Annotated in this window: 23 protein-coding genes; 5 read left to right on the top strand and 18 right to left on the bottom strand. The window is 40.4% G+C overall.

Annotated elements, in window-relative coordinates; all coding sequences use genetic code 11:
- Positions 1–355: 355 nt before the first annotated feature.
- On the bottom strand, positions 356–1,879 hold the full coding sequence (locus ACJZU6_RS06860) for a PTS transporter subunit EIIC (protein WP_080157853.1): 1,524 nt from the start codon (positions 1,877–1,879) through the stop codon (positions 356–358).
- Positions 1,880–2,552: 673 nt separating this feature from the next.
- Between ACJZU6_RS06860 and ACJZU6_RS06855 the strand changes: the two genes are divergently transcribed.
- The 3 genes from ACJZU6_RS06855 to ACJZU6_RS06845 all read left to right on the top strand — a co-directional run bounded on the left by ACJZU6_RS06855 (position 2,553) and on the right by ACJZU6_RS06845 (position 5,141).
- Positions 2,553–2,783, top strand: a complete 231-nt coding sequence (locus ACJZU6_RS06855) for a hypothetical protein (protein WP_408900856.1) — start codon at positions 2,553–2,555, stop codon at positions 2,781–2,783.
- 373 nt (positions 2,784–3,156) lie between these two features.
- A complete protein-coding gene (locus ACJZU6_RS06850) occupies positions 3,157–3,714 on the top strand; it encodes a hypothetical protein (RefSeq protein WP_408900855.1) in 558 nt (185 codons plus the stop codon).
- A 419-nt stretch (positions 3,715–4,133) separates the two neighbouring features.
- On the top strand, positions 4,134–5,141 hold the full coding sequence (locus ACJZU6_RS06845) for a substrate-binding domain-containing protein (RefSeq protein WP_408900854.1): 1,008 nt from the start codon (positions 4,134–4,136) through the stop codon (positions 5,139–5,141).
- A gap of 37 nt (positions 5,142–5,178) precedes the next feature.
- On the opposite strand, the gene ACJZU6_RS06840 is transcribed toward ACJZU6_RS06845, so the two are convergent.
- Genes ACJZU6_RS06840 through ACJZU6_RS06830 form a run of 3 tightly spaced genes read right to left on the bottom strand, consistent with a single transcriptional unit; the run spans position 5,179 to position 8,138 of the window.
- Positions 5,179–5,817 carry a bifunctional 4-hydroxy-2-oxoglutarate aldolase/2-dehydro-3-deoxy-phosphogluconate aldolase gene (locus tag ACJZU6_RS06840; RefSeq protein WP_408900853.1) on the bottom strand — a complete coding sequence of 213 codons (639 nt, stop codon included), beginning with the start codon at positions 5,815–5,817 and terminating at the stop codon, positions 5,179–5,181.
- 19 nt (positions 5,818–5,836) lie between these two features.
- The gene (gene edd, locus ACJZU6_RS06835) at positions 5,837–7,630 is read right to left on the bottom strand and encodes a phosphogluconate dehydratase (protein WP_408900852.1); all 1,794 of its coding nucleotides are present in this window, start codon (positions 7,628–7,630) and stop codon (positions 5,837–5,839) included.
- On the bottom strand, positions 7,623–8,138 hold the full coding sequence (locus ACJZU6_RS06830; RefSeq protein ID WP_408900851.1) for a gluconokinase: 516 nt from the start codon (positions 8,136–8,138) through the stop codon (positions 7,623–7,625). Before ACJZU6_RS06830 ends, edd begins: the two co-directional genes overlap by 8 nt.
- Positions 8,139–8,305: 167 nt before the next feature.
- Here ACJZU6_RS06830 and ACJZU6_RS06825 point away from each other — a divergent pair, with 167 nt between their 5' ends.
- Positions 8,306–9,667 (top strand): GntP family permease, encoded by a 1,362-nt coding sequence (locus ACJZU6_RS06825; RefSeq protein WP_408900850.1) that lies wholly within the window; start codon positions 8,306–8,308, stop codon positions 9,665–9,667.
- A 377-nt stretch (positions 9,668–10,044) separates the two neighbouring features.
- Here ACJZU6_RS06825 and ACJZU6_RS06820 read toward each other — a convergent pair whose 3' ends face one another.
- The 13 genes from ACJZU6_RS06820 to yceD all read right to left on the bottom strand — a co-directional run bounded on the left by ACJZU6_RS06820 (position 10,045) and on the right by yceD (position 20,656).
- Entirely contained in the window at positions 10,045–10,821 is a 777-nt protein-coding gene (locus ACJZU6_RS06820; RefSeq protein WP_080157859.1) for a TatD family hydrolase, read from the bottom strand.
- A gap of 68 nt (positions 10,822–10,889) precedes the next feature.
- Positions 10,890–11,852: a DNA polymerase III subunit delta' gene (gene holB, locus ACJZU6_RS06815; protein WP_408900849.1), complete on the bottom strand. Its 963-nt coding sequence runs from the start codon at positions 11,850–11,852 to the stop codon at positions 10,890–10,892.
- A gap of 2 nt (positions 11,853–11,854) precedes the next feature.
- Positions 11,855–12,484, bottom strand: a complete 630-nt coding sequence (tmk, locus tag ACJZU6_RS06810; RefSeq protein WP_408900848.1) for a dTMP kinase — start codon at positions 12,482–12,484, stop codon at positions 11,855–11,857.
- Positions 12,481–13,497: an endolytic transglycosylase MltG gene (gene mltG, locus ACJZU6_RS06805; protein WP_080157862.1), complete on the bottom strand. Its 1,017-nt coding sequence runs from the start codon at positions 13,495–13,497 to the stop codon at positions 12,481–12,483. The genes tmk and mltG overlap by 4 nt, the downstream gene beginning before the upstream one ends.
- Complete coding sequence (gene pabC / locus ACJZU6_RS06800; protein ID WP_080157863.1) at positions 13,491–14,300, bottom strand: aminodeoxychorismate lyase; 810 nt, start codon at positions 14,298–14,300, stop codon at positions 13,491–13,493. The genes mltG and pabC overlap by 7 nt, the downstream gene beginning before the upstream one ends.
- A gap of 105 nt (positions 14,301–14,405) precedes the next feature.
- Complete coding sequence (gene fabF, locus ACJZU6_RS06795; RefSeq protein WP_080157864.1) at positions 14,406–15,644, bottom strand: beta-ketoacyl-ACP synthase II; 1,239 nt, start codon at positions 15,642–15,644, stop codon at positions 14,406–14,408.
- Positions 15,645–15,732: 88 nt separating this feature from the next.
- Positions 15,733–15,966: an acyl carrier protein gene (gene acpP / locus ACJZU6_RS06790; protein WP_027697107.1), complete on the bottom strand. Its 234-nt coding sequence runs from the start codon at positions 15,964–15,966 to the stop codon at positions 15,733–15,735.
- Between the two features lie 158 nt (positions 15,967–16,124).
- The gene (fabG, locus tag ACJZU6_RS06785; RefSeq protein ID WP_080157865.1) at positions 16,125–16,859 is read right to left on the bottom strand and encodes a 3-oxoacyl-ACP reductase FabG; all 735 of its coding nucleotides are present in this window, start codon (positions 16,857–16,859) and stop codon (positions 16,125–16,127) included.
- Between the two features lie 23 nt (positions 16,860–16,882).
- The gene (fabD, locus tag ACJZU6_RS06780) at positions 16,883–17,812 is read right to left on the bottom strand and encodes an ACP S-malonyltransferase (protein WP_394166184.1); all 930 of its coding nucleotides are present in this window, start codon (positions 17,810–17,812) and stop codon (positions 16,883–16,885) included.
- A gap of 137 nt (positions 17,813–17,949) precedes the next feature.
- The gene (locus ACJZU6_RS06775) at positions 17,950–18,906 is read right to left on the bottom strand and encodes a beta-ketoacyl-ACP synthase III (protein WP_327766271.1); all 957 of its coding nucleotides are present in this window, start codon (positions 18,904–18,906) and stop codon (positions 17,950–17,952) included.
- Positions 18,907–18,911: 5 nt separating this feature from the next.
- Complete coding sequence (gene plsX / locus ACJZU6_RS06770; RefSeq protein WP_162494756.1) at positions 18,912–19,937, bottom strand: phosphate acyltransferase PlsX; 1,026 nt, start codon at positions 19,935–19,937, stop codon at positions 18,912–18,914.
- Between the two features lie 9 nt (positions 19,938–19,946).
- Positions 19,947–20,117: a 50S ribosomal protein L32 gene (gene rpmF, locus ACJZU6_RS06765; protein WP_006231206.1), complete on the bottom strand. Its 171-nt coding sequence runs from the start codon at positions 20,115–20,117 to the stop codon at positions 19,947–19,949.
- A gap of 20 nt (positions 20,118–20,137) precedes the next feature.
- On the bottom strand, positions 20,138–20,656 hold the full coding sequence (yceD, locus tag ACJZU6_RS06760) for a 23S rRNA accumulation protein YceD (RefSeq protein ID WP_327762674.1): 519 nt from the start codon (positions 20,654–20,656) through the stop codon (positions 20,138–20,140).
- A 391-nt stretch (positions 20,657–21,047) separates the two neighbouring features.
- Here yceD and ACJZU6_RS06755 point away from each other — a divergent pair, with 391 nt between their 5' ends.
- The gene (locus ACJZU6_RS06755) at positions 21,048–21,629 is read left to right on the top strand and encodes a nucleoside triphosphate pyrophosphatase (protein ID WP_327772001.1); all 582 of its coding nucleotides are present in this window, start codon (positions 21,048–21,050) and stop codon (positions 21,627–21,629) included.
- Between the two features lie 215 nt (positions 21,630–21,844).
- On the opposite strand, the gene rluC is transcribed toward ACJZU6_RS06755, so the two are convergent.
- Positions 21,845–22,789: a 23S rRNA pseudouridine(955/2504/2580) synthase RluC gene (gene rluC / locus ACJZU6_RS06750; RefSeq protein ID WP_080157871.1), complete on the bottom strand. Its 945-nt coding sequence runs from the start codon at positions 22,787–22,789 to the stop codon at positions 21,845–21,847.
- Between the last annotated feature and the right edge of the window lie 12 nt (positions 22,790–22,801).

Below are 22,801 nucleotides of genomic sequence, written 5' to 3'. Positions count from 1 at the left end.
CCTCTCCAATAAGTAACCTTTGTAACCTATGTAACATGAATAATAAGTAATATTTGTTAAAAGTTTGTCATATAACTCATTTTTCAACTGTCGCATAATAATTCACACAAAACTCGATAGCGCATTTATAAATCATATAAGAGCCATAAATCTCACCTTTAATTAAGCTACCTTGCCATCATATCGCTAACATGCGCAGAAAATAATATTCAAAAATATCGTCAATGGTTAAATTCTATCTATTTTATAAATAAAAAAATCCCGCGACTTTCATCGCGGGATTTTCATAGAGAGGCGAGCTAATATACCTCTCTGTTCATTCTATAATACAAAGAGTAGCTAATCGCAATTAGACCTATTCTTTATGCTCTGCTTTTTCTTCTGCTGTACGATAATCAAAGATGAAAATCAGTACCATTGGCACAACAAAAGCAACAGCGATTGATACTGCGTAAACCCACATTGGGTGGAACACAGGAATGGTTAATAGTGACGTAAATGCAAACGCTTGAGTTTTAACACTACCGTACATAGAACCAAGAATCGCAAGTGTTACACCACCAGCAAGACAACCAGGAAGTAAACGTGAGTAAACTTTCTTAAAGCGTAAGTGGATACCATATAGTGATGGTTCTGAAATACCACCAAATAGACCAGCAGCTAACGCACCAGAAGCAGTTTGACGCATAGTGGCATCTTTTTCACGAAGCGAAATCAACAATACACCCGCTGTTGCGCCGAAACATGCAAAGTTCCACACACCCATTGGGCCTTGAATGAAGTCATAACCTAATGTTTGAATATTCATTAACATTAGTGCGTTTAGAGGCCAGTGTAGACCCAATGGAACAAGGAATGGGTATAATAGCGGGATTAGAATCGCGAACACAAACGGTGCATTCGTATTTAGCCAAGCTAAACCAAGACCTAAGTAAGTACCAATCCACACACCTAGAGGACCAATCAAGAACGCAGTTAGCGGAATCATAATGATCAAAGAAAGGAATGGTACAAATACCATGTGTAGGTTGTCAGGAATAATTTTCTTTAAGAAGCGGTATACAAGCGCTAATACAGCAACCATGATCAATGGAACGAACACGTTACCAGAGTAATCATTAAGCTGCATTGGTAAACCAAACACGTGTGCAACGTGAGAGACAGTACCTAATGTTGTATCTTTAATCGATGTTGTTGACGCTAATGACGTTAGCTTTTGGAAATCAGGCGTCATTAATGCGCCCATGATTGCCGCACCTAACCAAGGGTCAACCTTCAGTTTTTTAGACGCATTATAAGCAACCATAATTGGCAAGAAGTAGAATACAGAATGCCACATTGAATCGACAAAGATCCAACCCGCAGACTTATCACCTCTAAAATCAACAATGTGTAAGGCATCTAATACTGCACATAATGCAATAATTAACGATGCACCTAGTAAAATACCTAAAATGGGACGGAACGAATCTGAAAGGTATTCAAAGAAACCATCAACCCAAGCGACTTTGCCACGAACACCACCTGAACGCAGTGATGCTTTCACATCATCATTAGATGCCACAGCTTCAGTTTTAGTGTTAGTGTTAGTGTTAGTGTTATCAGCACCACCACTTGCTTTACTATCTTCAATTAACTGTTGCAGTGCGCTATGCATCGTCGCAACACCGCCACCAACAACAATTTGGTAGCGCTCGCCACTTTGAGGAACACAACCCATTACATCAGGAATAGCATCTAATGCGGCTTTATCTACAATTGAGTTATCGTTTAATTCAAAACGTAAACGCGTTGCACAGCACGTTAAAAACTTAATGTTAGCAGCACCACCAATCCCTTCAAGGATTCTCTCTGCTGATGATTTATTGCCATTCGACATGATTTTTACCTTTGATATCCAGACCAATACCAATGAGGATAGCATCCCTCACTGGCATGTACGTAATAACTAATTAATTTTATTGATATAATTAAGGGCTATATACAATATTTATCTACTTTAATAAATTTAGTTTTAGCTCTTTAGAAGAATAAATTGATTAAAGCATTCTTAACAAGCATAACCCCGCGAAGATATTGCTCGTTTTTGACCGATATTTCCAGAATATACTTAAATAACATGCTAAATATAAAACATAGATCACACGGATTGCATTACGAGCTGTAAATTACTGATAATAAAACCAAAAAAACGCAATTCTAATAAAACTTTTATTACAGAAATGAAACGTAAGCAACACAATGTAACGCAAATAATACAAAACAAATAACAACATCATATTCAACATAGTTAAATGCAATACTGTTTTATCTTATTAATTAGAAATCATTGAGAATGACGCATATAAGCAACCAATAATGCTTATAAAATAGCCATAGAGATAAAAAAAGCCTTAGAAAGGTAACAAGTATAAGTTTCTATCTAGACACACTAAAAACTAATCCTACTCTCGCTATTTGTTAATCAAACATAAAAATAATTAGCCAAAAATAATGTGTACAAAGCTAACTTCAACACTTTGTCGCACCATTCAGACGCTTCATGACTACTCTTGAAAAAACACATTCATAGTGCTCGCTCGATGCGCTATAGCGTTGACGAAGTATTTTTTGATATTAGCCTCCTGCAACGTATTAACATCGATCTCAATCAACACGTAAAAACACTACGTCAAGCCATTTATAAAGAAACCGGTGTCCAACAGGGACTGGTGTCGGCAAAAACCCCACTTAGCCAAAGTCTCCTCCTAGGCTACAAAAATTGCCAATCTTATCAAGGGTAATGCGTATTGATGAGCGAACAACAAGAGACCACTAAAATATGGCCTTAAGGTTACATATTTTATGTGTGCTAACAGACTTAACTTATTATTGGGTCTTGGACTCTAACTAAATACAAATTAGCCAAAATATAGAAAGTGAATCTAATTAACTATACTACTTCAATTAAAATGTCGTTATATAGATATTCACAACTAATAGGCTCACAGTTAATGACATTTAATTCAATAACTTATACGTTATTCCAAAGTATAATGAAAAACATTGAGATTATATTATAACTTTGAGAAATAACTCGCAAAAGAAAAGCAATATATATATGGCAACAGCTTTATAAAATAAAATTATCACCACGTTTAATGATTATTCTATTCTATGAAACAACTACTATTATTTTATATTTTTATGCTTTCACTTAATATATGGACAACGTCTACATTATCTAACTTAGATAACGTTTGGCTTAAATTAGGTCTTTCTTCAAGATTTACAAATAATGCTAAAATAGATCAAATTACAGAGTTAGCTGAAATACCAAATTTAAAAGATCGAGGAGATGACTTACTCGGTATTGACTCTGATAACAATGGAATTAGAGATGATATTGATAATTTCATTCAACTTAACTATCCAGATGTGACTCAAAAAAAAGCGGCAGAGCAATTAGCGAGAGGACTCCAGAAAACATTAATTGCTGACATTGATAATAAACTTAAAGTCAAACAAATAAACAAGCTTAACTCTAGAGCCATTAATTGCATATTCTCTAAATTCAATAGTACAAAGGAAAATGCAATATACCCAGCTCGTGTCGCTTCAGAGCTGGAATCAATAACAACCAATACTAAAAAACGACTATTAGCCTATCTTAAATTTAATAAAGCTCTAGATGGAACAACTTGGTCTCTTCCTGTCGGTGATTCTTGTGAATAAATTAAAAAAACAATAATCTTTAATATATTACAACGATCAAACAGACTATCTTTAACCACCCTCGCTATTGTTGCTCTACTACACCCTACTTCTACTGTCTGTGAGTAACTATACCTAAGGCTTGTAATGATTCATTTACACGGTGACAACGGTACTTACCTTCAGCTTTTGCTTTCGCAATACCTTGAACTTGATGTTTATACCTAGCCTCATAGCCTCATAGCCTCATAGCCTCATAGCCTCATAGCCTCATAGCCATCACTATTAAGTTTAATTTAAGTTAGTTTCACTAAAGTAAGTACGTTTTATAAATATTCCATAATAAATATAAGAGTAATTATTTTGCACGGACTTAATCATTATGAGTCTATCTTAATAAAATGTTAGACTATTTTAATAAATTTCGATTTGGCTACTTTATGTCTTCAATACCTAAACATCGTCCAACACTGAATGATATCGCTTCACATGTTGGTGTTACCAAAATGACGGTTAGTCGCTACTTACGCGATCCGAACTCTGTGGCAATTGCAACAAGAGAAAAAATAGCCGTTGTAATTGAAGAAATGGGTTATGTACCAAGTCGAGCGCCAGATATTTTATCTAACCGTAATAGTAAAGCGATTGGCATTTTAATTCCTTCCCTTTCTAACCAAGTCTTTGCCTCTTTAATTCAAGGAATTGAAGCAGTAACTAAAGCACAAGGCTACCAAACCTTAATTACCCACTACGGTTATAGCCCCGAAGAAGAAGAAAAGAAAATATGCTCTTTATTATCCTATCATGTTGATGGCTTAATCTTAACGGAAAGTATTCATACTCAACGTACATTAAAAATGATCGAGTCAGCAGGGGTATCTGTTGTAGAAACGATTGATTTGCCAGAAAACCCCATTGAGCTTGCAGTTGGTCTTGATCATGAGCAAGCTGCTTATGAAATGGTATCACTCATGATTGCGCGTGGACGTCGCCAGGTTGTGTATTTTGCCGCGCGGATGGATCGTCGAACTCAATTACGTTGTGATGGTTATACTCGTGCCATCACTGAAAATGGCTTAACGCCAATCATGATTGCTACAGAAGAGCACTCTAGCTTTACTCAAGGGCGATTATTAATGGAAAAATCACTACAGGACTACCCATTATTAGATGGTGTTTTTTGTACCAATGATGATTTAGCGATTGGTGCCATGATGTTATGCCAAGAACATCATATCGTCATACCAGAGCAAATTGCTATTGCTGGTTGTAATGCATTAGATATAGGTAAAGCTATTTCACCCACATTAGCCAGTATTGAAACCCCGCGAGAGCAAATGGGTAAAATGGCGGCAGAATTACTATTAAAAAAGCTCTCAAATAAAAAGATTACTCAACCTATTAATAATATTGGTTATTCAATATTTCTAGGCGATAGCTTGGGATAAAACGCATCATGCCAATACATCATGCGTTTAAATACTATTAACTCAGTAAGGCAACAGCTTGTTTAGATAACTGAGTGATTTTATCCCACTGACCACTATCAATCAGATCTTTAGGTAGCATCCAAGAACCACCGACTGTCGCAACACATTGTAGTGATTTATATTGATCAACGTTTGCAGGACTAATGCCACCAGTTGGACAAAAGCTAACTTGTGGCAATGGTGCTGAGATTGCAGCTAATACTTTCGCGCCGCCATTAGCTTCTGCTGGAAAGAATTTGAGCTGCTGATAACCTAACTCAAGCGCTTGCATGACTTCTGATGGAGAACTTACACCAGGAATTAACGGAGCTGGACCTTTTTTAGCATATGCTAATAGCTCTGGTGTCATTCCTGGTGAAATAACAAATTTCGCACCTGCAGCAACAACAGCATCATACTGCTCACAATTTAATACCGTTCCTGCACCCACCATTGCTTCAGGCATTGCTGCTGCAATGATACGAATGGCGTCTAATGCCACAGGTGTACGTAATGTAATTTCAAATACTGCTATTCCACCATCTAGTAATGCTTGCGTCATCGGTAGTGCGTGTTCTAGCTTTTCAATAACCATAACAGGAACAACTGGTGATGCTTTAAATACGTCTTTAGGGTCTAGTTGCCAACAATTCATTTTATATCCTTATACTAAATCAATTAAAAATAGTCGCGCCAGTATCAGCACTTGAGATTTGAGAACGAAAACCTGCAAATAAATTTCTACCCCAGGTTTGTGGTTGATATTGGTAAGTAAACTCAGGCATATGACGTAATGACAAATCAGCATCAACATTAAGTACGCCACGAACGGCATCAAATTCAATCATATCGCCATCTCTGATCAGGCCTATTTCACCGCCACAAAAAGCTTCTGGAGTAACATGTATCGCCGCTGCTATTTTTCCTGACGCGCCAGATAATCGGCCATCGGTAACTAACGCAACACAATATCCCTGCTTTTGAATGTTTCCCAAAATAGGCATTAACTTATGTAATTCAGGCATGCCATTCGCTACGGGGCCGTTATGGGTAACAACAACTATAACATCTTGGTTTAACTCGCCTTTTTTATATGCTTGTTCGACTTCATTTTGGCATTGAAACACTTTAGCCGGGGCGGTTATTTGTTGATACTCAGTCGCTACCGCAGAAACTTTAATGACTGATTTACCGATATTACCGGTCAATACTTTTAGCCCACCACTGCCACTAAATACCTGGGTCGGCATTGCCAACACCTCAGTATTGGTACTATCACCACAATCGACCCAAACTAACTGCCCATCTTTTAACATTGGCGTCGTCATTAGGTCTGCAAACTCACCAAATGCGGTTTTAATATTGGTGTTTAATAATCCTAATGCATGCAGATTTTTCATTAATACAGGCACGCCGCCTGCTTGTTGAAAGGCATTGATATCTTCAGGACCATTGGGATACATGCGTACTAATAACGGAACCACATCAGATAACTCACTAATGTCATCCCACGTTAAAATAAGTCCAGCGCATCGAGCGATCGCCACCATATGTAAGCTGTGATTGGTGCTACCACCAGATGCAAGCCAAGCAATGAGTCCATTAACAAGACTTTCAGCAGTAAAGACTTCATATAAAGGGCGGTATTGTTGTGATTGGCTGTTCATCGCCGCAATTTTGCATGACGCAGCTTGGGTTAAAGCATGGCGTAATACACTGTTTGGAGCTACAAAGGCAGATCCTGGAAGCATTAGTCCCATCGCTTCAAGCACTAATTGATTGGTATTAGCCGTTCCATAAAATGTACAGGTTCCTGGAGAGTGATACGCCTGACATTCCATATTTAATAAAGTTTCTTTGGTTGCTGCTCCCGCGGCATATTGCTGACGAACCGTTACTTTTTCATCATTGCTGATCCCCGTCCCCATTGGGCCAACAGGAATAAAAGCCGTCGGTAAATGAGCAAAAGATAACGCCCCCATTAATTGACCCGGTGCAATTTTGTCACAAATACTGAGCAATAATGTGCCATCAAACGCATTATGACTTAAGGAAATCGCCGTTGCTTGAGCCACAATATCACGTGAAAATAGCGACAACTCCATGCCCGGTTGCCCTTGAGTAATACCATCACACATTGCAGGGACACTGCCTGCAACTTGACAGGTGTGTCCTAACGGTCGCAATGCTTCTGCGATAATATCAGGGTAGAATTTGTAAGGCTGATGCGCACTTAGCATGTCGTTATAAGCTGTTACAATACCAAGGTTTGAATGTAACAAATCTAAAATCGCGCTTTTCTCTTGAGAGCAATTAGCAGCAACAACATGGGCTAAGTTACCGCAAGATAGCTGGCGACGACCGCGACCAGAGTTGACCATCGCTAATGTCATCTCGAGCCATTGGCGGTAACTGGTCTCACTGCGCTGCTTAATGCGTTGTGTAACGCGAGCAATAATCTTATTCATTGATATTTCCTACCAATGCAGCAACAGCTGCATCCACAATGTTATCGATAGACCCATCGATTGAAATCGTAAACACGCCAGCTTCTTGATTTGGCCTTTCTAAGGTTTCCAATTGGCTACCCAGCATAGTTTCACGCATGAAATGCCCTTGGCGCGCACGCATTCGTTCTAAAATGAGTGTTCTGCTACCATCAAGAAAAATAAACTGTACATTTTTATTGCCTTCACGAATTTGGTCGCGATATTTCTTTTTCAAAGCAGAGCAAACAATGACACCCGTTTCATTCTTAGTTTCAATGCTATAGGCTGCGTCACGGATACGTTCAAGCCACGGTTCTCTATCGATATCATCTAAAGGCGTACCACTTGCCATTTTTTGAATATTAGCTTTAGGGTGTAAATCATCACCATCAATAAATTTTGCATTGAGCTTGTTAGCAATGTTTTCACCGATTGTTGATTTACCACAACCGCACACGCCCATAACAATGATGCTTCTGCCTGTCATTTATTCTACCTTCCTCTCATTTTTGGATACGGGCTTATCGAATTGCTTGTAAGTTACCATGTTACGGGTAACATGTTACCCGTAACTTCGCGGTGTGTGAAGTTATTCACAATAAAAAAAACAGAACGTTATTACCTCAATTTTAATTTTTGCTGGAGAAATCCTGTATGACGCAAGATCCTACATTCTTATTATTAGTTGCTACTGGCTCAATCGCACTGCTATTGATCCTGATTATGCGCTTTAAAATACATGCCTTTTTAGCGTTAACATTAGTAAGCTTTTTAACCGCAGTTGTTACTGGAGTACAAGCAGATCAAGTTGTACCAACGATGATGTCTGGCTTTGGTGGTACGCTAGCATCCGTAGCACTTCTTGTTGGTCTTGGTACTATGATTGGCCGTATTCTAGAAGTGACAGGCGGTGCAAAAGTATTAGCTGATACACTCATAGGCAGATTTGGTTCCGATAAAGCACCTTTTGCACTAGGTGTTGCTTCTTTACTTTTTGGTTTCCCTATCTTTTTTGATGCGGGATTGATCGTAATGATGCCGATTCTATTTAGTGTTGCTAAACAGTTTGGAGGCTCGACCATCAAATATGCATTGCCTGTTGCAGGTGCTTTTGCTGTTATGCATGCTTTTCTCCCTCCACACCCAGGTCCCGTTGCTGCGAGTGAATTATTAGGCGCTAATATTGGACTATTAACTTTTGTAGGTCTGGTTATTGCCTTACCAACCTGGTATTTAGGTGCTTATTTATATGGCTTATGGGCAGGTGAGCGTTTTAATTTACCTCTACCTCAAGCATTTTTAGCAACTCAGCGTGTTATTGATGATAGTAAACTCCCTAAGTTTTCACTCGTCATTACAATTCTACTGTTACCACTCGTGCTTATATTTATGGATACAGGGCTTAATACTTTATCTGTAATGGGCGTTGTTGATCCTCAGGCAGCATGGGTAAATATTCTACGCATGCTCGGTAAAACACCGGTTGCATTAATGATCACCTTATTGTTTTGTTTAGCTGTATTTGCTAAAGATTATGGCATGGCCAAATTAGAACAATTATGTGGTGATTCATTAGCACCAATTTGTGCTGTTATTCTGGTAACTGGTGCAGGTGGTATGTTTGGTGGGGTATTACGCGCAAGTGGTATTGGTGACGCGTTAGCTGGTGTTCTTACTGATACAGGTATGCCTGTTATTGTTGCAGCATTCTTAATTGCAACAGCATTACGTGTTGCTCAAGGATCGGCAACAGTAGCACTAACAACTACAGCAGCATTAATTGCTCCAATGGTAGCTGCAACTACGGGCCTGAGTGCTTTTGACTTATGTTTTATCGTAATAGCTATCGCTTCTGGCGCAACCGTGTTATCTCACTTTAATGACTCAGGTTTCTGGCTAGTCGGTCGACTACTTGATATGGATGAGAAAACAACGTTAAAAACGTGGACTGTAATGGAGACCTTATTAGGAACAATAGCTTTCACTATTGCAGCAACATTGAGTATTTTCTTATAACGATCTTATGATTAATGCTGATTAATTTAATAAGGCTAAACAGCATTGTTTAGCCTTTTTTTTAATAATAGTGGGCTTTTAATAAATATTTGTAAGCATGTGGTGAAGTAGTATGTAGTAGCTCGGTGAATTTAGGCCACATGAATAGAGATTTATCCCTTCTAGGCTATATCGTTTTACCTAAGATTATCTACACCAATAAACTACTCCTCTTTGTTTTGTCTCATAACCAACTTCACATAACATCTGTTATATGTCCCACAGAGAATTGTATGTGTTACAACCATTTAGAAATGTCAAATCAACCACCAGCCCCTTTCCAGCAACAAAAAAAGAGAAGCCGAAGCTTCTCTTTAGTATCAGACCAAAACTGTGCTTTACTGTTTTGCTAATGAAAACAACGTAAAGAAGTTTTTAGTGGTGGCTTGTTCCACTTCCTCAACAGATATGCCTTTTAATAGCGCAATATATTGTGCTACTTCGCGTGTGTAAGCCGGTTGGTTTTGCTTACCACGGTATGGAATTGGCGCTAAGAATGGAGAATCGGTTTCAACCAATAACCGATCTAACGGTAACTTACTCACCACATTTTTTAAGTCGCTCGCAGTATTGAACGTCACAATGCCAGAGATTGAGATATAAAAGCCTAGCTCAATCGCAGCTAATGCCATATCCAAATCTTCAGTAAAGCAATGTAATACACCGCCACACTTTTCTGCGCCTTCTTCACGTAAAATACGCATAGTATCTTCACGTGCCATACGAGTATGGATAATTAGCGGCTTATTCAATTCAACCGCCACACGTGCTTGCTCACGGAACAATTTTTGCTGCAGTTCTGCAGTCTCAGGCTGGTAGTGATAATCAAGCCCTGTTTCACCAATCGCAACCACTTTTTCATGGCGCGCATAGGCTTTAAATTGCTCAGAGTCATACCCTGATTCTACATCTAAGGGGTGAATACCACAGGATGCAAACACGTTATCGTAAGGTGCGATCATTTCCATCATTTTAGGAAAAGCCGCTAATGTCACCCCTACTGATAGAAAATATTCAACGCCACGTTCCTTGGCCTTATTTAATACATCATCAATCCCTGTATGTAATTTATTGTAATCAAGTTTATCAAGATGACAATGTGAATCGACTAACACAGGCTTTCCTCTTGTTTATTCTTATGCTTCATTTCATAACGGTGCTGGTAAAGCATTAATTGTGAAAATTACTTACCAATAAATCCGCTTAACCACTCAACCACTAACAACTCAATATTTAGCCCTGTATGTTTGGCTAATTGACGATGTAAGTTGTTAAGATTGCGTACTTGTTCTAATAATAATGCCGTTGGTATCGTGGTCGCGACGGCTTCAACTGCGAGTAGCGATTCTTGATGAACAAGATATTGCGTTGCCCCTTGTTGCCATTTTAAACAATCCACCAGAAAGTAACTGAGCAATTGTAATGTCACAATACCATCAGCGGTGCACATTGCTGCTACATCGTAAATACCAATATGCGGCGGTTGTACAAATTCAGTAAACGCTTTAACTAAATGGCCGTAACGAATATCTAATCCACTTTCAATGAAGGCTAACGTTGCTAATGGTGCACCATTGTTAAGCCGTACACTTTCTAAGAAGATAGATTGTTGTAAGCGACTTTCAACCCAACGTTTAACATTATCTTCTTCCGGTGGAATTAAACGCCACTTATTGCAACGACTCACCACTGTCGGTAATAACCGATCTAAACTTTGTGCCGTCAAAATAAATTGGCATCCAGCTGGCGGTTCTTCTAATGTTTTTAATATCGCATTCGCACCCGCTTCACCCAATGCATCTGCGTCTTCAATTAAAATAACCCGCTGTCCATTTAAATGAGAGGTCTCAACAGCCCAGCGATTACATTGCCGTACCGCATCAACACCAATTTGCTTACCTTCTTGTTCAGGCTTAATTACATGAAAGTCAGGATGGTTTTCAGCATCAAATAATTGGCAGCTATGACAAACACCACAAGGCTCGGTTTGTGAGTTTTGACAAAGTACGGTTTTAGATAATTGTCGAGTTAATACACCACGTCCACTGCCCTTTGCCGCTAATAACAAAATAGCATGGTGTAAACGTCGTTGCTCAAGCAACTGCTGCCAGTTGTGCCACAAAGTTTGTTGCCATGGATAGATCATTATTATTGTTGCTCCAACCAAGACTGTAATGCTTGGGTTAAATCAGCAGTAACCTGTTCTAAAGTTTGGCTCGCATCAATAATAATCACATTAGGCTGATTGTGACATAATGCTAAAAAACGCTCACGAGCACGTTCAAAGAAACTGATATCCATTTGTTCAATACGATCAAGCTCACCACGGCCACGTGCGCGCTGTAAGCCTAATACAGGATCAATATCCATATAGATAGTCAGATCAGGACGAAAATCCCCTAGAACGGTATCACGCAGGTTTTCCATCAATACTTGATCAAAACCACGACCACCGCCTTGATAAGCCTGTGATGACATATCATGGCGATCACCCACCACCCACCGCCCTTCAGCTAGAGCAGGTTTAATTACATTATCAACCAATTGAATACGCGCCGCATACAGCAGTAATAACTCTGCCATATCCGTTAAAGGCTCATCAGGATGACCTTGTTTAACTAAGGCGCGCATTTGCTCTGCCAACGGAGTGCCACCAGGTTCACGTGTTGATTGTGGGTTTGTAATACCATGCTGCGCTAATGTTGCTATAACTTGTGCAATAGCTGTACTTTTACCAGCCCCTTCAAGGCCTTCGATGACAATAAATTTACCGATCATTTCTGTGTTCTTAATATTTTAAGGTAGGCACGAACCGCGCGGTTGTGCTCGACTAATGTAGTTGAAAACTTGTGACCCCCTTTACCATCAGCAACAAAATAATAAAAGTCACTGTTATCGGGATCAACGGCAGCCATGATAGATGCCTTACTTGGCATTGCTATTGGCGTTGGCGGTAAACCACGCATGGTGTAGGTGTTGTAAGCAGTTGGTGTGCGTAGGTCTTTTTTCGTAATGTTGCCGTTATACTTATCACCCATACCATAAATAACCGTAGGATCAGTTTGTAATGGCATATTGGCGCGTAAACGATTCATAAAGACAGATGCCACTAAACCACGCTCACTGGCCACGGCTGTTTCTTTTTCAATAATGGATGCCATGATCAACGCTTGGTACGGCGTTTTTAAAGGTAAATCTGATGCGCGTTGCTGCCATGCAAGATCTAACTCTTTCATCATTGCACTATGTGCACGCTTTAAAATACTGATATCACTCGTGCCCGCAGTAAAGTGATATGTATTCGGCAGAAAATAACCTTCAATTTTATCATTATCGATACCAACCGCAGCGCTAATTTGCGCTTGGGTCATATCATCGGTGGTATGAGCTAAATGAGGATCAGCTTGTAACAACTCACGCCATTCACTAAAACGTTCACCATCCACCAGCGTGATCGCATATTGATATTCTTTACCTTCGGTGATCATGGTTAAGACAGAATACAAAGACGCTTGCGGTTTGATAGCATACGTACCTGCTTTAATGTCTGTTAATGCTGGTTCCAAATACCCAACCCAACGTAACCATGGTGATATTGTTATTAGCTTATCATTACTTAATTGCGTTAATAGCCCGCGGAAAGATGTCCCCGTCTTAACGGTAATAAATGTTTGTTGTTCCGTCAGTACTGGTTTATCAAGCGTTGATTTAACTTGAAAATATCCCCAACCAGCCGCGCTTGCTATTAATAATAGCAATATAAAAATCACAGTAATCAACTTCTTTAGCACGAATGTAACCTCTTCCATAGTATTTTGAACACTGTACGTTCACTATATTGTGTTGTTTGTATTTGATTTATAGGTACTAACGTCATCAATGCGTTAGTAATAAAAACTTCATCCGCAGTCAGTACAGCTTCAAGGGCAAAGTCACCCACTTGATAGTCATAATTTAATTCATTAAGCATATCAAGCACCCGTTGACGCATAACCCCTGCAACACCTGTACGTTGCAGCGCTGGAGTATATACAGTATTACCTTTACGCCAAAATAGATTCGCAACAGTTGTTTCAATAACGCGGCCATCGCTATCTAATGCAACTGCATCAACCCAACCCGTTTTTTCAATTTCTTGTTTCAATAATACTTGTTCAAGCCGATTTAGGTGCTTCATTCCTGCGAGCATTGGGCTATTACCCATTCGTAGCTGGCATACACCTAATGTAATTCCTTGTTGTTGCCACTGTTGATAATGCAATGGCCATTCAAAATGGGTGATGATCACTTGAGTATCATGACACCCAGCTGGATTATAGCCACGGCCACCACTGCCACGACTAATTAAAATTTTGATACCGCCTTGATGTGGGTATTTTAATGCAAGGGCAGCAACGTCAGTATATACCTGCAGCCAATCAGGTGCAGCTATTGCTAATCTTTCAAGGCTTACTTTAAAACGCGCTAAATGCAATGACCATAATTGAACCTGCTGATGTTCAACCAGCATTGTTGTAAAGCAACCATCACCATATTGAGTCGCGCGATCGGTAATAGCAAGTTGCTGTTGTTCACAACTGTTCACTAGGGCCATTAAGTATTCCTTTGTACAGATAAAAAAATAGCCTGATATCGAAATATCAGGCTACTTAATCATATCAGGTTATGGCACTTATTGCTCAACACGCAAATAAGTGAATTAAATTTTCTTAAACAATAACGAACCGTTAGTGCCGCCAAAACCGAATGAGTTACATAATGCGTATTCTAGGTTAGCTTGACGTGCTTCACCTGGAACATAATCAAGATCACAACCTTCACCTGGATTATCCAAGTTAATTGTTGGTGGTACTACTTGATCAATCAAACTTAAAATAGTGATGATTGATTCAACAGAGCCAGCAGCACCTAACAAGTGACCAGTCATTGATTTAGTTGATGAAACCATAACACTATCCGCAGCAGCACCTAGCGCGCGTTTAATGCCTAATGTTTCAGTCTTATCACCCGCAGGCGTTGATGTGCCGTGTGCGTTAATATAGCCAATCTTGTCAGCATTGATACCCGCATCACGAATACAAGCTTCCATAGCTAATGCACCACCAGAACCGTCTGCACTTGGTGACGTCATGTGGTAAGCATCACCACTCATGCCAAAGCCAACAAGCTCTGCATAAATTTTTGCGCCACGTGCTTTGGCATGTTCGTACTCTTCAAGCACAATCACACCAGCACCATCGCCTAATACGAAACCATCACGATCTTTGTCCCATGGACGAGAAGCCGCTTGAGGATCATCATTACGTGTTGATAATGCTTTTGCAGCAGCAAAGCCTGCCATGCCTAGCTCTGTTGATGCTTTTTCTGCACCACCCGCTAGCATCGCATCAGCATCGCCGTATGCAATCATACGTGCAGCATGGCCAATGTTATGAAGGCCCGTCGTACACGCAGTAGAAATCGCGATATTTGGACCACGTAGACCGTACATGATAGACATGTGGCCTGCGATCATATTAACAATTGTTGATGGTACAAAGAACGGACTGATTTTACGCGGTCCTTTGTCAATCAATGTTTGATGGCCAGCTTCAATTAAACCAAGACCACCAATACCAGAACCAATAGCGACACCGATACGTGGTGCGTTTTCTTCAGTAACTTCAATACCAGAATCTTTGAATGCTTGTACGCCAGCTGCAACGCCGTACTGGATAAATAAATCCATTTTGCGTGCATCTTTCTTAGACATGTAATCTTCACAATTGAAGTCTTTGATCATTCCGGCAAATTGAGTAGCAAATGCGCTTGCATCAAAATGTTGAATGGTACTGATACCACTAGTGCCAGATTGTAAAGCTTTCCAAGAAGATTCAACAGAATTACCAACCGGGGTAAGCATACCCATGCCAGTTACAACTACACGACGCTTAGACACGATTAATTTCTCCGGGAATTGAGGATAAAACAGGAAGTGAAAAAAAACAGGCGGTCATAATGACCGCCTGGGAATATTCATTTTTATATTACTGTGCGCTGTTTACGTAGTCGATTGCAGCTTGAACAGTAGTAATTTTTTCAGCTTCTTCGTCAGGGATTTCTGTATCGAATTCTTCTTCAAGAGCCATTACTAGTTCAACTGTATCTAGAGAATCAGCACCTAGATCATCAACGAAAGATGCTTCGTTTTTAACTTCTGCTTCGTCTACGCCTAGTTGCTCAACGATGATTTTTCTTACGCGTTCTTCGATGTTGCTCATACTAATATATTTCCTTTAACAAGAATTCGCTAATGCGATTTGTTGTAGTTTATTCATTACAGCAAAAGTTGCAACACTCATAATGCTGGTCAAACCACGATTTAACCAGAAAAATAGTTCAATTTGACTTGAATCATGAAGTATTACAACAAATTTGCTTAAATCATATACATGCCGCCGTTAACGTGCAATGTTTCGCCTGTTATATAAGCAGCTTCATCAGAGGCTAAAAAAGCAACAGCCGCTGCTATTTCGCGCGGATCGCCTAAACGACCAGCAGGAACATTTGCTAACGTTGCAGCGCGTTGATCATCATTTAACGCTTTTGTCATATCCGTTTCAATGAAACCGGGTGCAACTGCGTTAACGGTGATTCCACGAGAAGCAACTTCGCGTGCCATCGATTTTGTAAAACCAAGCAAACCTGCTTTAGCAGCTGCGTAGTTTGTCTGACCTGCGTTGCCCATAGTGCCAACAACAGAACCAATGCTAATGATACGACCATTACGTTTTTTCATCATAGCACGTAGCACGGCTTTAGACAGACGGAAAACCGACGTTAGGTTGGTATCCATGATATCTTGCCATTCGTCGTCTTTCATACGCATAAGTAGATTATCACGAGTAATACCAGCGTTATTCACTAAAATGTCAATATCGCCATATTGTTCTTTAATTTGCTTTAATGTTACTTCAATTGACTCTGGTGAGGTTACGTTTAACGCAAAACCTTTACCGTGATCGCCAAGATACGCACTAATCGCATCAGCACCGCTCTCAGAGGTTGCTGTACCGATTACTGTCGCGCCACGCTCAACTAAGATTTCAGCGATAGCACGACCAATACCACGACTCGCACCTGTAACTAGTGCAATTTTACCTTCCAGACTCATTGTAAATCCTCTTTTAAGCTTAATTACTTCGCAAGTGCTGCGGTTAATGATGCAACATCATTTACTGCTGCGCCGCCAAGTGCACGATCAATACGTTTAGTCAGACCGGTTAATACTTTACCCGGTCCCATTTCTAGCAATTCTTCAACGCCTTCAGCCGCCATACGCTCAACAGACTCTGTCCAACGTACTGGATTATATAGTTGCTTAACAAGTGCCAGTTTAATCGCAACAGGATCTGTCTCAGTCGCCACATCTGCATTGTTAATCACTGGAATTGTAGGAGCACTAAATGCGATACCTTCCAATGCAATAGCTAATTTGTCAGCGGCTGGTTTCATTAACGCACAGTGTGAAGGAACAGAAACAGGCAATGGTAATGCACGCTTAGCACCGGCTTCTTTACACAATACATTGGCACGTTCTACTGCTTCTTTGTTACCCGCAATAACCACTTGGCCTGGCGAGTTAAAGTTAACTGGAGAACACACTTGATCTTCTGCTGCTTGCGCACAAGCGGCTGCAATTGCGTCGTTATCTAAGCCGATAATTGCAGACATTGCACCCACACCAGCAGGTACAGCTTCTTGCATTAGTTTACCGCGTAGCTCAACTAACTTAACTGCCGCTTGGAAATCAATCACACCCGCGCAAACAAGTGCAGAGTATTCACCTAGGCTATGACCAGCTAAAACAACAGGTTGTTCACCACCTTGTTGCTGCCATACACGCCAAATTGCCACAGACGCAGTTAATAACGCAGGTTGTGTACGCTGAGTTTGGTTAAGATCTTCAACAGGACCATTTTGAACTAACGCCCATAGGTCGTAACCTAATGCATCAGAGGCTTCAGCAAACGTCTGCTTAACCACATCAAATTGCTCTGCTAAATCAGCAAGCATGCCAACAGTTTGAGAACCCTGTCCAGGGAAAACAATCGCGAACTTAGACATTTGAGAATCCTTATTCTTTTATATACTGATCGTTCAGTAAATTAATAGGCTAATAAGACAGCGTTAACTATATTCAACCTTCTGCCTTATCGCAAAATTCTTTTAACGCGTAAAACTAAACCGATTCTTGATTTAGTTTAAAATTTCACTAGTGCAGAGCCCCAAGTGAAACCGCCACCAAACGCTTCTAATAATAACGTTTGACCACGTTGAATACGGCCATCACGTACCGCTTCATCTAATGCTGTCGGTACTGTTGCCGCCGACGTATTACCATGACGATCCAGTGTAACCACCACTTGATCCATCGACATTGATAATTTTTTCGCTGTTGCTGAAATAATACGCATATTCGCTTGATGTGGTACTAACCAATCAAGTTCAGATTTATCCATATTATTGGCAGTAAGCGTATTTTTAACCAAATTAGACAGTTGTGTTACAGCAACTTTAAATACTTCATTACCTGCCATGTAAAGCCAAGTATTTGCATCAAAGTCTTTATCATGTTCTGGTACAGCAAGGCTTAGCAAACCACCAAAATGACCATCAGCATATAAATGCGTTGAAATGATACCTTGTTCTTCACTGGCGCCAAGAACGACCGCACCAGCTGCATCACCAAATAAGATAATGGTTGAGCGATCTTCTGGATCACAGTGATGAGAAAGTGCATCAGACCCAATCACTAATACATTTTTCGCCATGCCCGTTTTAATATGCTGATCAGCAACACTTAATGCGTAAACAAAACCTGTACATGCCGCAGATAAATCAAAAGCAGGACAGCCTTTAATATCTAACATGCCTTGTACTTGGCAAGCCGCAGAGGGAAATGAGTGACTTGCACTAGATGTCGCAACAATAATAAGATCGATGTCTTCTTTATCAATGCCAGCCATTTCAATCGCGTTTAAAGAAGCATGATAACCCATCACTGCCACTGTTTCGTCAGCCGATGCAATGCGACGCTCACGAATACCAGTACGAGCAACGATCCATTCATCGCTGGTGTCTATCGTTTTTTCTAAATCCGCATTGGTGCGAACTTGTGTTGGCAAATAGCTGCCAGTTCCTAAAATTTTGCTATACATGAAGACTAATAATGCCTCTCTAATAAGACCTCTTCCAGACGGTCACTGATTTTCATCGGTATTTGACGTTTAATCTCATAAACCGCTTGGCTTATGGCATTCTCCAAAGCTGTGGTGTCGGCACTTCCATGGCTTTTAACGACAATACCGCGTAATCCTAACAGACTTGCGCCATTATACTGGTCGGGGTTCAATTGCTGTAAGCTATCAAACAGTTCACGAAATAGCCATTTAGCAATCAATCGCTTAAATGGATTACGACCAATATTACGCTTAATACAATCAATGAATAGGTTTGCTACCCCTTCACTGGTTTTTAAACTCACATTCCCGACAAAGCCATCACACACAATTACATCCGCTTTATCGGAATACAATTGATGACCTTCAATATAGCCAATGTAATTAATATCGGAAGATTGACTCAACATTTCAGCACAGCGTTTAACCAGATCATTGCCTTTAATGGCTTCTTCGCCAATATTAAGTAATGCCACGCGAGGCGGTGAACCTAATGTTTGTTCCGCAACCACAGATCCCATAACGGCAAATTGGAACAAAGTATCTGCATCGCAGGAAACATTGGCACCGAGATCTAATAACCAAGTATGGTTAGCGTGACGATTAGGAATTTCTGAAATTAAAGCGGGACGTTCAACACCAGGAAGCTGTTTAAGCACATAACGGGATAAAGCCATTAATGCACCGGTGTTGCCAGCACTCACACAGGCATCTGCATCACCTGCGGCAACAGCATCTAGAGCCATGCGCATTGAAGAGCCTTTACTATGGCGTAATGCTTGTGATGGACGTGTTTCATTAGCTATAACGTTATCGCAATGCACGATAGACAATCGAGGATGATTGAGCTTATTAAGAAGAGTTAGCTGGGTAGTGATAGCACTTATATCACCAAATAGAATGAGTTTGAGCTCAGGCGAATGCAACAGTGCCTGCACGGCGGCAGGCACTGTTACTTGAGGACCGAAATCCCCGCCCATTGCATCAAGTGCAACGGTAAGACCCATCAAGGTTCAACCTTACTTGTTGATAACCTTACGGCCACGGTAGAAACCGTCAGCTGTCACGTGGTGACGTAGGTGAGTTTCACCAGATGCTGAATCTACAGATACTGCTGCTGTAGTTAGCGCATCATGTGAACGACGCATACCACGTGCTGCACGTGATTTTTTGCTCTTTTGTACGGCCATTAACCCTACTCCTGTTAAATTTAACTTTTAAGATTCTTCAATACTGCAAACGGATTCGGACGCTCATCAGCAACGGGGATCTCACCAAAAGACAAGTTATGAGTGCCGATCTTACAATCGTCATCATCATGTCTTGCAACTTGTGGTAATTCTAACATCAATTCATCTTCGATGATTTCAATTAGGTTAATCTCGCCATTTTCATCGACAATTGTCGGCTCATAGGCTTCCGGTAACTTATCAATAGCCTCTTCATCACGAACCGGACTATAACAGAATTCAACACTAATTGTGTGTGGAAATTCTTCCTGACATCTCTGACAGGTCAACATCACATCTACACTTGCGTTTCCGCGCATGAAAGGAATACGACGTTGGTCAAGGTCAAAAGACAAGTTGACGTTTGCATCACTTATTACGCTCTGGGTTGAGCCAGCTAAACGAGACAGAAGATCAGCTTTGATGATGCCATCATAGTCGAGTCTTTTCTGTGCAGTGCGTACTGGATCTACCTTTATCGGCAATTTTACCTTTTGCATAGGGCGCGAATATTAGCCTTATAGTCTGGTTGAGTCAAAGGAAATGTGCCGGAATTAACAGCTTTTGAACAATTCTCGTGCTGCCATGAAAATTCGTTCAACATTCATTCCCCCTCCTCATTAAAAAGTTTTTATTTCTTCATCACTCAATCACTTGACGATTGCTGATAAAATGACGAAAGATCACTCAATCATTGTTTAAATGCTAGCCAATACTGGCTTTAGTGGAATTTAAATCAATAATTGCGCCTTATAATAGCATTGTGCTGTAACGATAACATCGTCTGTCTGCACTGAAATCAAAACAATCAATAAATAAAGCTCGCTGGCTTTGAATCGCAGCGATAAGTACACTCAAGGCATCACTTCATCTAGATAACTAAAATAGCCTATGAACCAGTCACTTGTTCTTGCGTCTACTTCACCATTCCGTAAAAGCTTGCTTGAAAAACTACAGCTTCCTTTTACAACAGCCAACCCCAATGTAAATGAAGCCATGCTAGACAATGAGTCAGCAACAGCTTTAGTGATGCGATTAGCACAAGCTAAAGCACTCGCTTGTGCAGAATCTCACCCTAGTCATCTTATTATAGGTTCTGACCAAGTGTGTGTCATTAACGGGGAAATTTTAGGAAAACCGCATACTGAAGCGAATGCTTGTGCTCAGCTACGTGCAGCCAGTGGCAAAGTCATCACCTTCTATACTGGCTTATGCTTATATAATTCACGCACACAAACGACACAAGTTATTTGTGAACCGTTCCATGTCCACTTCAGAACCTTAACCGATAATGAAATTGCACATTATGTCGCTCAGGAACAACCACTTTATTGCGCAGGCAGTTTTAAAAGTGAAGGATTGGGCATTGCATTATTTGATCGATTAGAAGGACGAGATCCAAATACATTGGTTGGATTACCGCTAATTGCCTTACGAGAAATGCTTGCCAATGAGCATCTGGCGGTTTTATAAACCAGCAATCGGTATTATCCCCCATTACAATAAGTGTCATTCTCGTTTCCTAGGCTCTTTTGCCATTTCCAACCATGAAGGTTCGCGAGGGAGATAAGAAATTGAAGGCTGTTGAAAGATGACTTCTTAATTTATGGGGTTGGTATTACAAAAATAAAAAATCATAAAAATAAAAAAGGCGAGCACAATGCTCGCCTTACGATTTTTTAACATCATTAAAAAGTGCGAAGTTTGGCTAAACAGCGTTCTAACACTGGTTCCATTGGCGCACTAATATCCATTAACTCATCTGTATGTGGATGGGTAAATTTAATGTTCGCCGCATGCAAGAACAAGCGGCCTAATCCGGTTTTCTTAGTGTAAGCATCAAAACGTGGGTCGCCATAACGATCATCCCAAGCAATAGGATGGCCCTCGTATTGACAATGTACACGAATTTGGTGAGTACGCCCGGTCACTGGACTTGCTTGTACCAGTGTCGCTTGAGAAAAACGTTCTAATACTTTAAAGCGAGTATCTGAAGCTTTACCTTGCGGGTTAACACGTACAATGCTGTTAACTTCATTTTTCAATAACGGTGCATTTACTCTCTTACAGTTTGCCTTCCATTCCCCCATCACTAAGGCAAAATAATATTTCTGAACCGTTTTTTCTCTAAATTGCTCTTGTAGTTTACGTAACGCAGAACGTTTCTTCGCTACCAACAAAATGCCAGAAGTATCTCGGTCAATACGGTGTACTAACTCAAGGTATCGAGCATCAGGTCGTAATGCTCGTAACGCTTCAATCGCACCAAACTTCAGGCCACTACCGCCATGAACAGCTGTGCCTGATGGCTTATTCAAAATCAATACATGATCATCTTCATAGATAATGCATGATTCAAGTTCGGCCACTTTATTCAATTTGGTACTAATCGGTGCTTGTTCGTCTTTCTCAGGAACAAAAACCGGTGGGACGCGTACGAGATCACCATCCTGCAATTTATATTCAGGTTTAATACGTTTTTTGTTTACTCGCACCTCGCCTTTACGCAAAATACGGTAAATCATACTTTTTGGTACATTTTTAAGCCTAGCACGGAGAAAATTATCGATCCGTTGGCCAGCAAAATCATCAGTAATATCGATGAATTGCACTTTAGGTTTATCTTCTGTCATAAGTTTGATTGT

This window comes from Photobacterium piscicola (assembly GCF_046058925.1).
GTDB classification, from domain to species: domain Bacteria; phylum Pseudomonadota; class Gammaproteobacteria; order Enterobacterales; family Vibrionaceae; genus Photobacterium; species Photobacterium piscicola.
The sequence above is the reverse complement of the archived record's forward strand: the minus strand, read 5'-3'. Positions and strand labels throughout refer to the sequence as shown.

Excerpts from the sequence above, each read along its gene's own strand:
- acpP (WP_027697107.1), bottom strand. The coding sequence starts at position 15,966 with ATGAGCAACATCGAAGAACGCGTAAGAAAAATCATCGTTGAGCAACTA.
- holB (WP_408900849.1), bottom strand. The coding sequence starts at position 11,852 with ATGATCTATCCATGGCAACAAACTTTGTGGCACAACTGGCAGCAGTTG.
- ACJZU6_RS06775 (WP_327766271.1), bottom strand. The coding sequence starts at position 18,906 with ATGTATAGCAAAATTTTAGGAACTGGCAGCTATTTGCCAACACAAGTT.
- yceD (WP_327762674.1), bottom strand. The coding sequence starts at position 20,656 with ATGCAAAAGGTAAAATTGCCGATAAAGGTAGATCCAGTACGCACTGCA.
- fabG (WP_080157865.1), bottom strand. The coding sequence starts at position 16,859 with ATGAGTCTGGAAGGTAAAATTGCACTAGTTACAGGTGCGAGTCGTGGT.
- ACJZU6_RS06860 (WP_080157853.1), bottom strand. The coding sequence starts at position 1,879 with ATGTCGAATGGCAATAAATCATCAGCAGAGAGAATCCTTGAAGGGATT.
- edd (WP_408900852.1), bottom strand. The coding sequence starts at position 7,630 with ATGAATAAGATTATTGCTCGCGTTACACAACGCATTAAGCAGCGCAGT.
- rluC (WP_080157871.1), bottom strand. The coding sequence starts at position 22,789 with ATGACAGAAGATAAACCTAAAGTGCAATTCATCGATATTACTGATGAT.
- tmk (WP_408900848.1), bottom strand. The coding sequence starts at position 12,484 with ATGATCGGTAAATTTATTGTCATCGAAGGCCTTGAAGGGGCTGGTAAA.
- ACJZU6_RS06850 (WP_408900855.1), top strand. The coding sequence starts at position 3,157 with ATGAAACAACTACTATTATTTTATATTTTTATGCTTTCACTTAATATA.
- rpmF (WP_006231206.1), bottom strand. The coding sequence starts at position 20,117 with ATGGCCGTACAAAAGAGCAAAAAATCACGTGCAGCACGTGGTATGCGT.
- ACJZU6_RS06755 (WP_327772001.1), top strand. The coding sequence starts at position 21,048 with ATGAACCAGTCACTTGTTCTTGCGTCTACTTCACCATTCCGTAAAAGC.
- ACJZU6_RS06845 (WP_408900854.1), top strand. The coding sequence starts at position 4,134 with ATGTCTTCAATACCTAAACATCGTCCAACACTGAATGATATCGCTTCA.
- ACJZU6_RS06830 (WP_408900851.1), bottom strand. The coding sequence starts at position 8,138 with ATGACAGGCAGAAGCATCATTGTTATGGGCGTGTGCGGTTGTGGTAAA.
- ACJZU6_RS06825 (WP_408900850.1), top strand. The coding sequence starts at position 8,306 with ATGACGCAAGATCCTACATTCTTATTATTAGTTGCTACTGGCTCAATC.
- ACJZU6_RS06840 (WP_408900853.1), bottom strand. The coding sequence starts at position 5,817 with ATGAATTGTTGGCAACTAGACCCTAAAGACGTATTTAAAGCATCACCA.
- fabD (WP_394166184.1), bottom strand. The coding sequence starts at position 17,812 with ATGTCTAAGTTCGCGATTGTTTTCCCTGGACAGGGTTCTCAAACTGTT.
- pabC (WP_080157863.1), bottom strand. The coding sequence starts at position 14,300 with ATGGCCCTAGTGAACAGTTGTGAACAACAGCAACTTGCTATTACCGAT.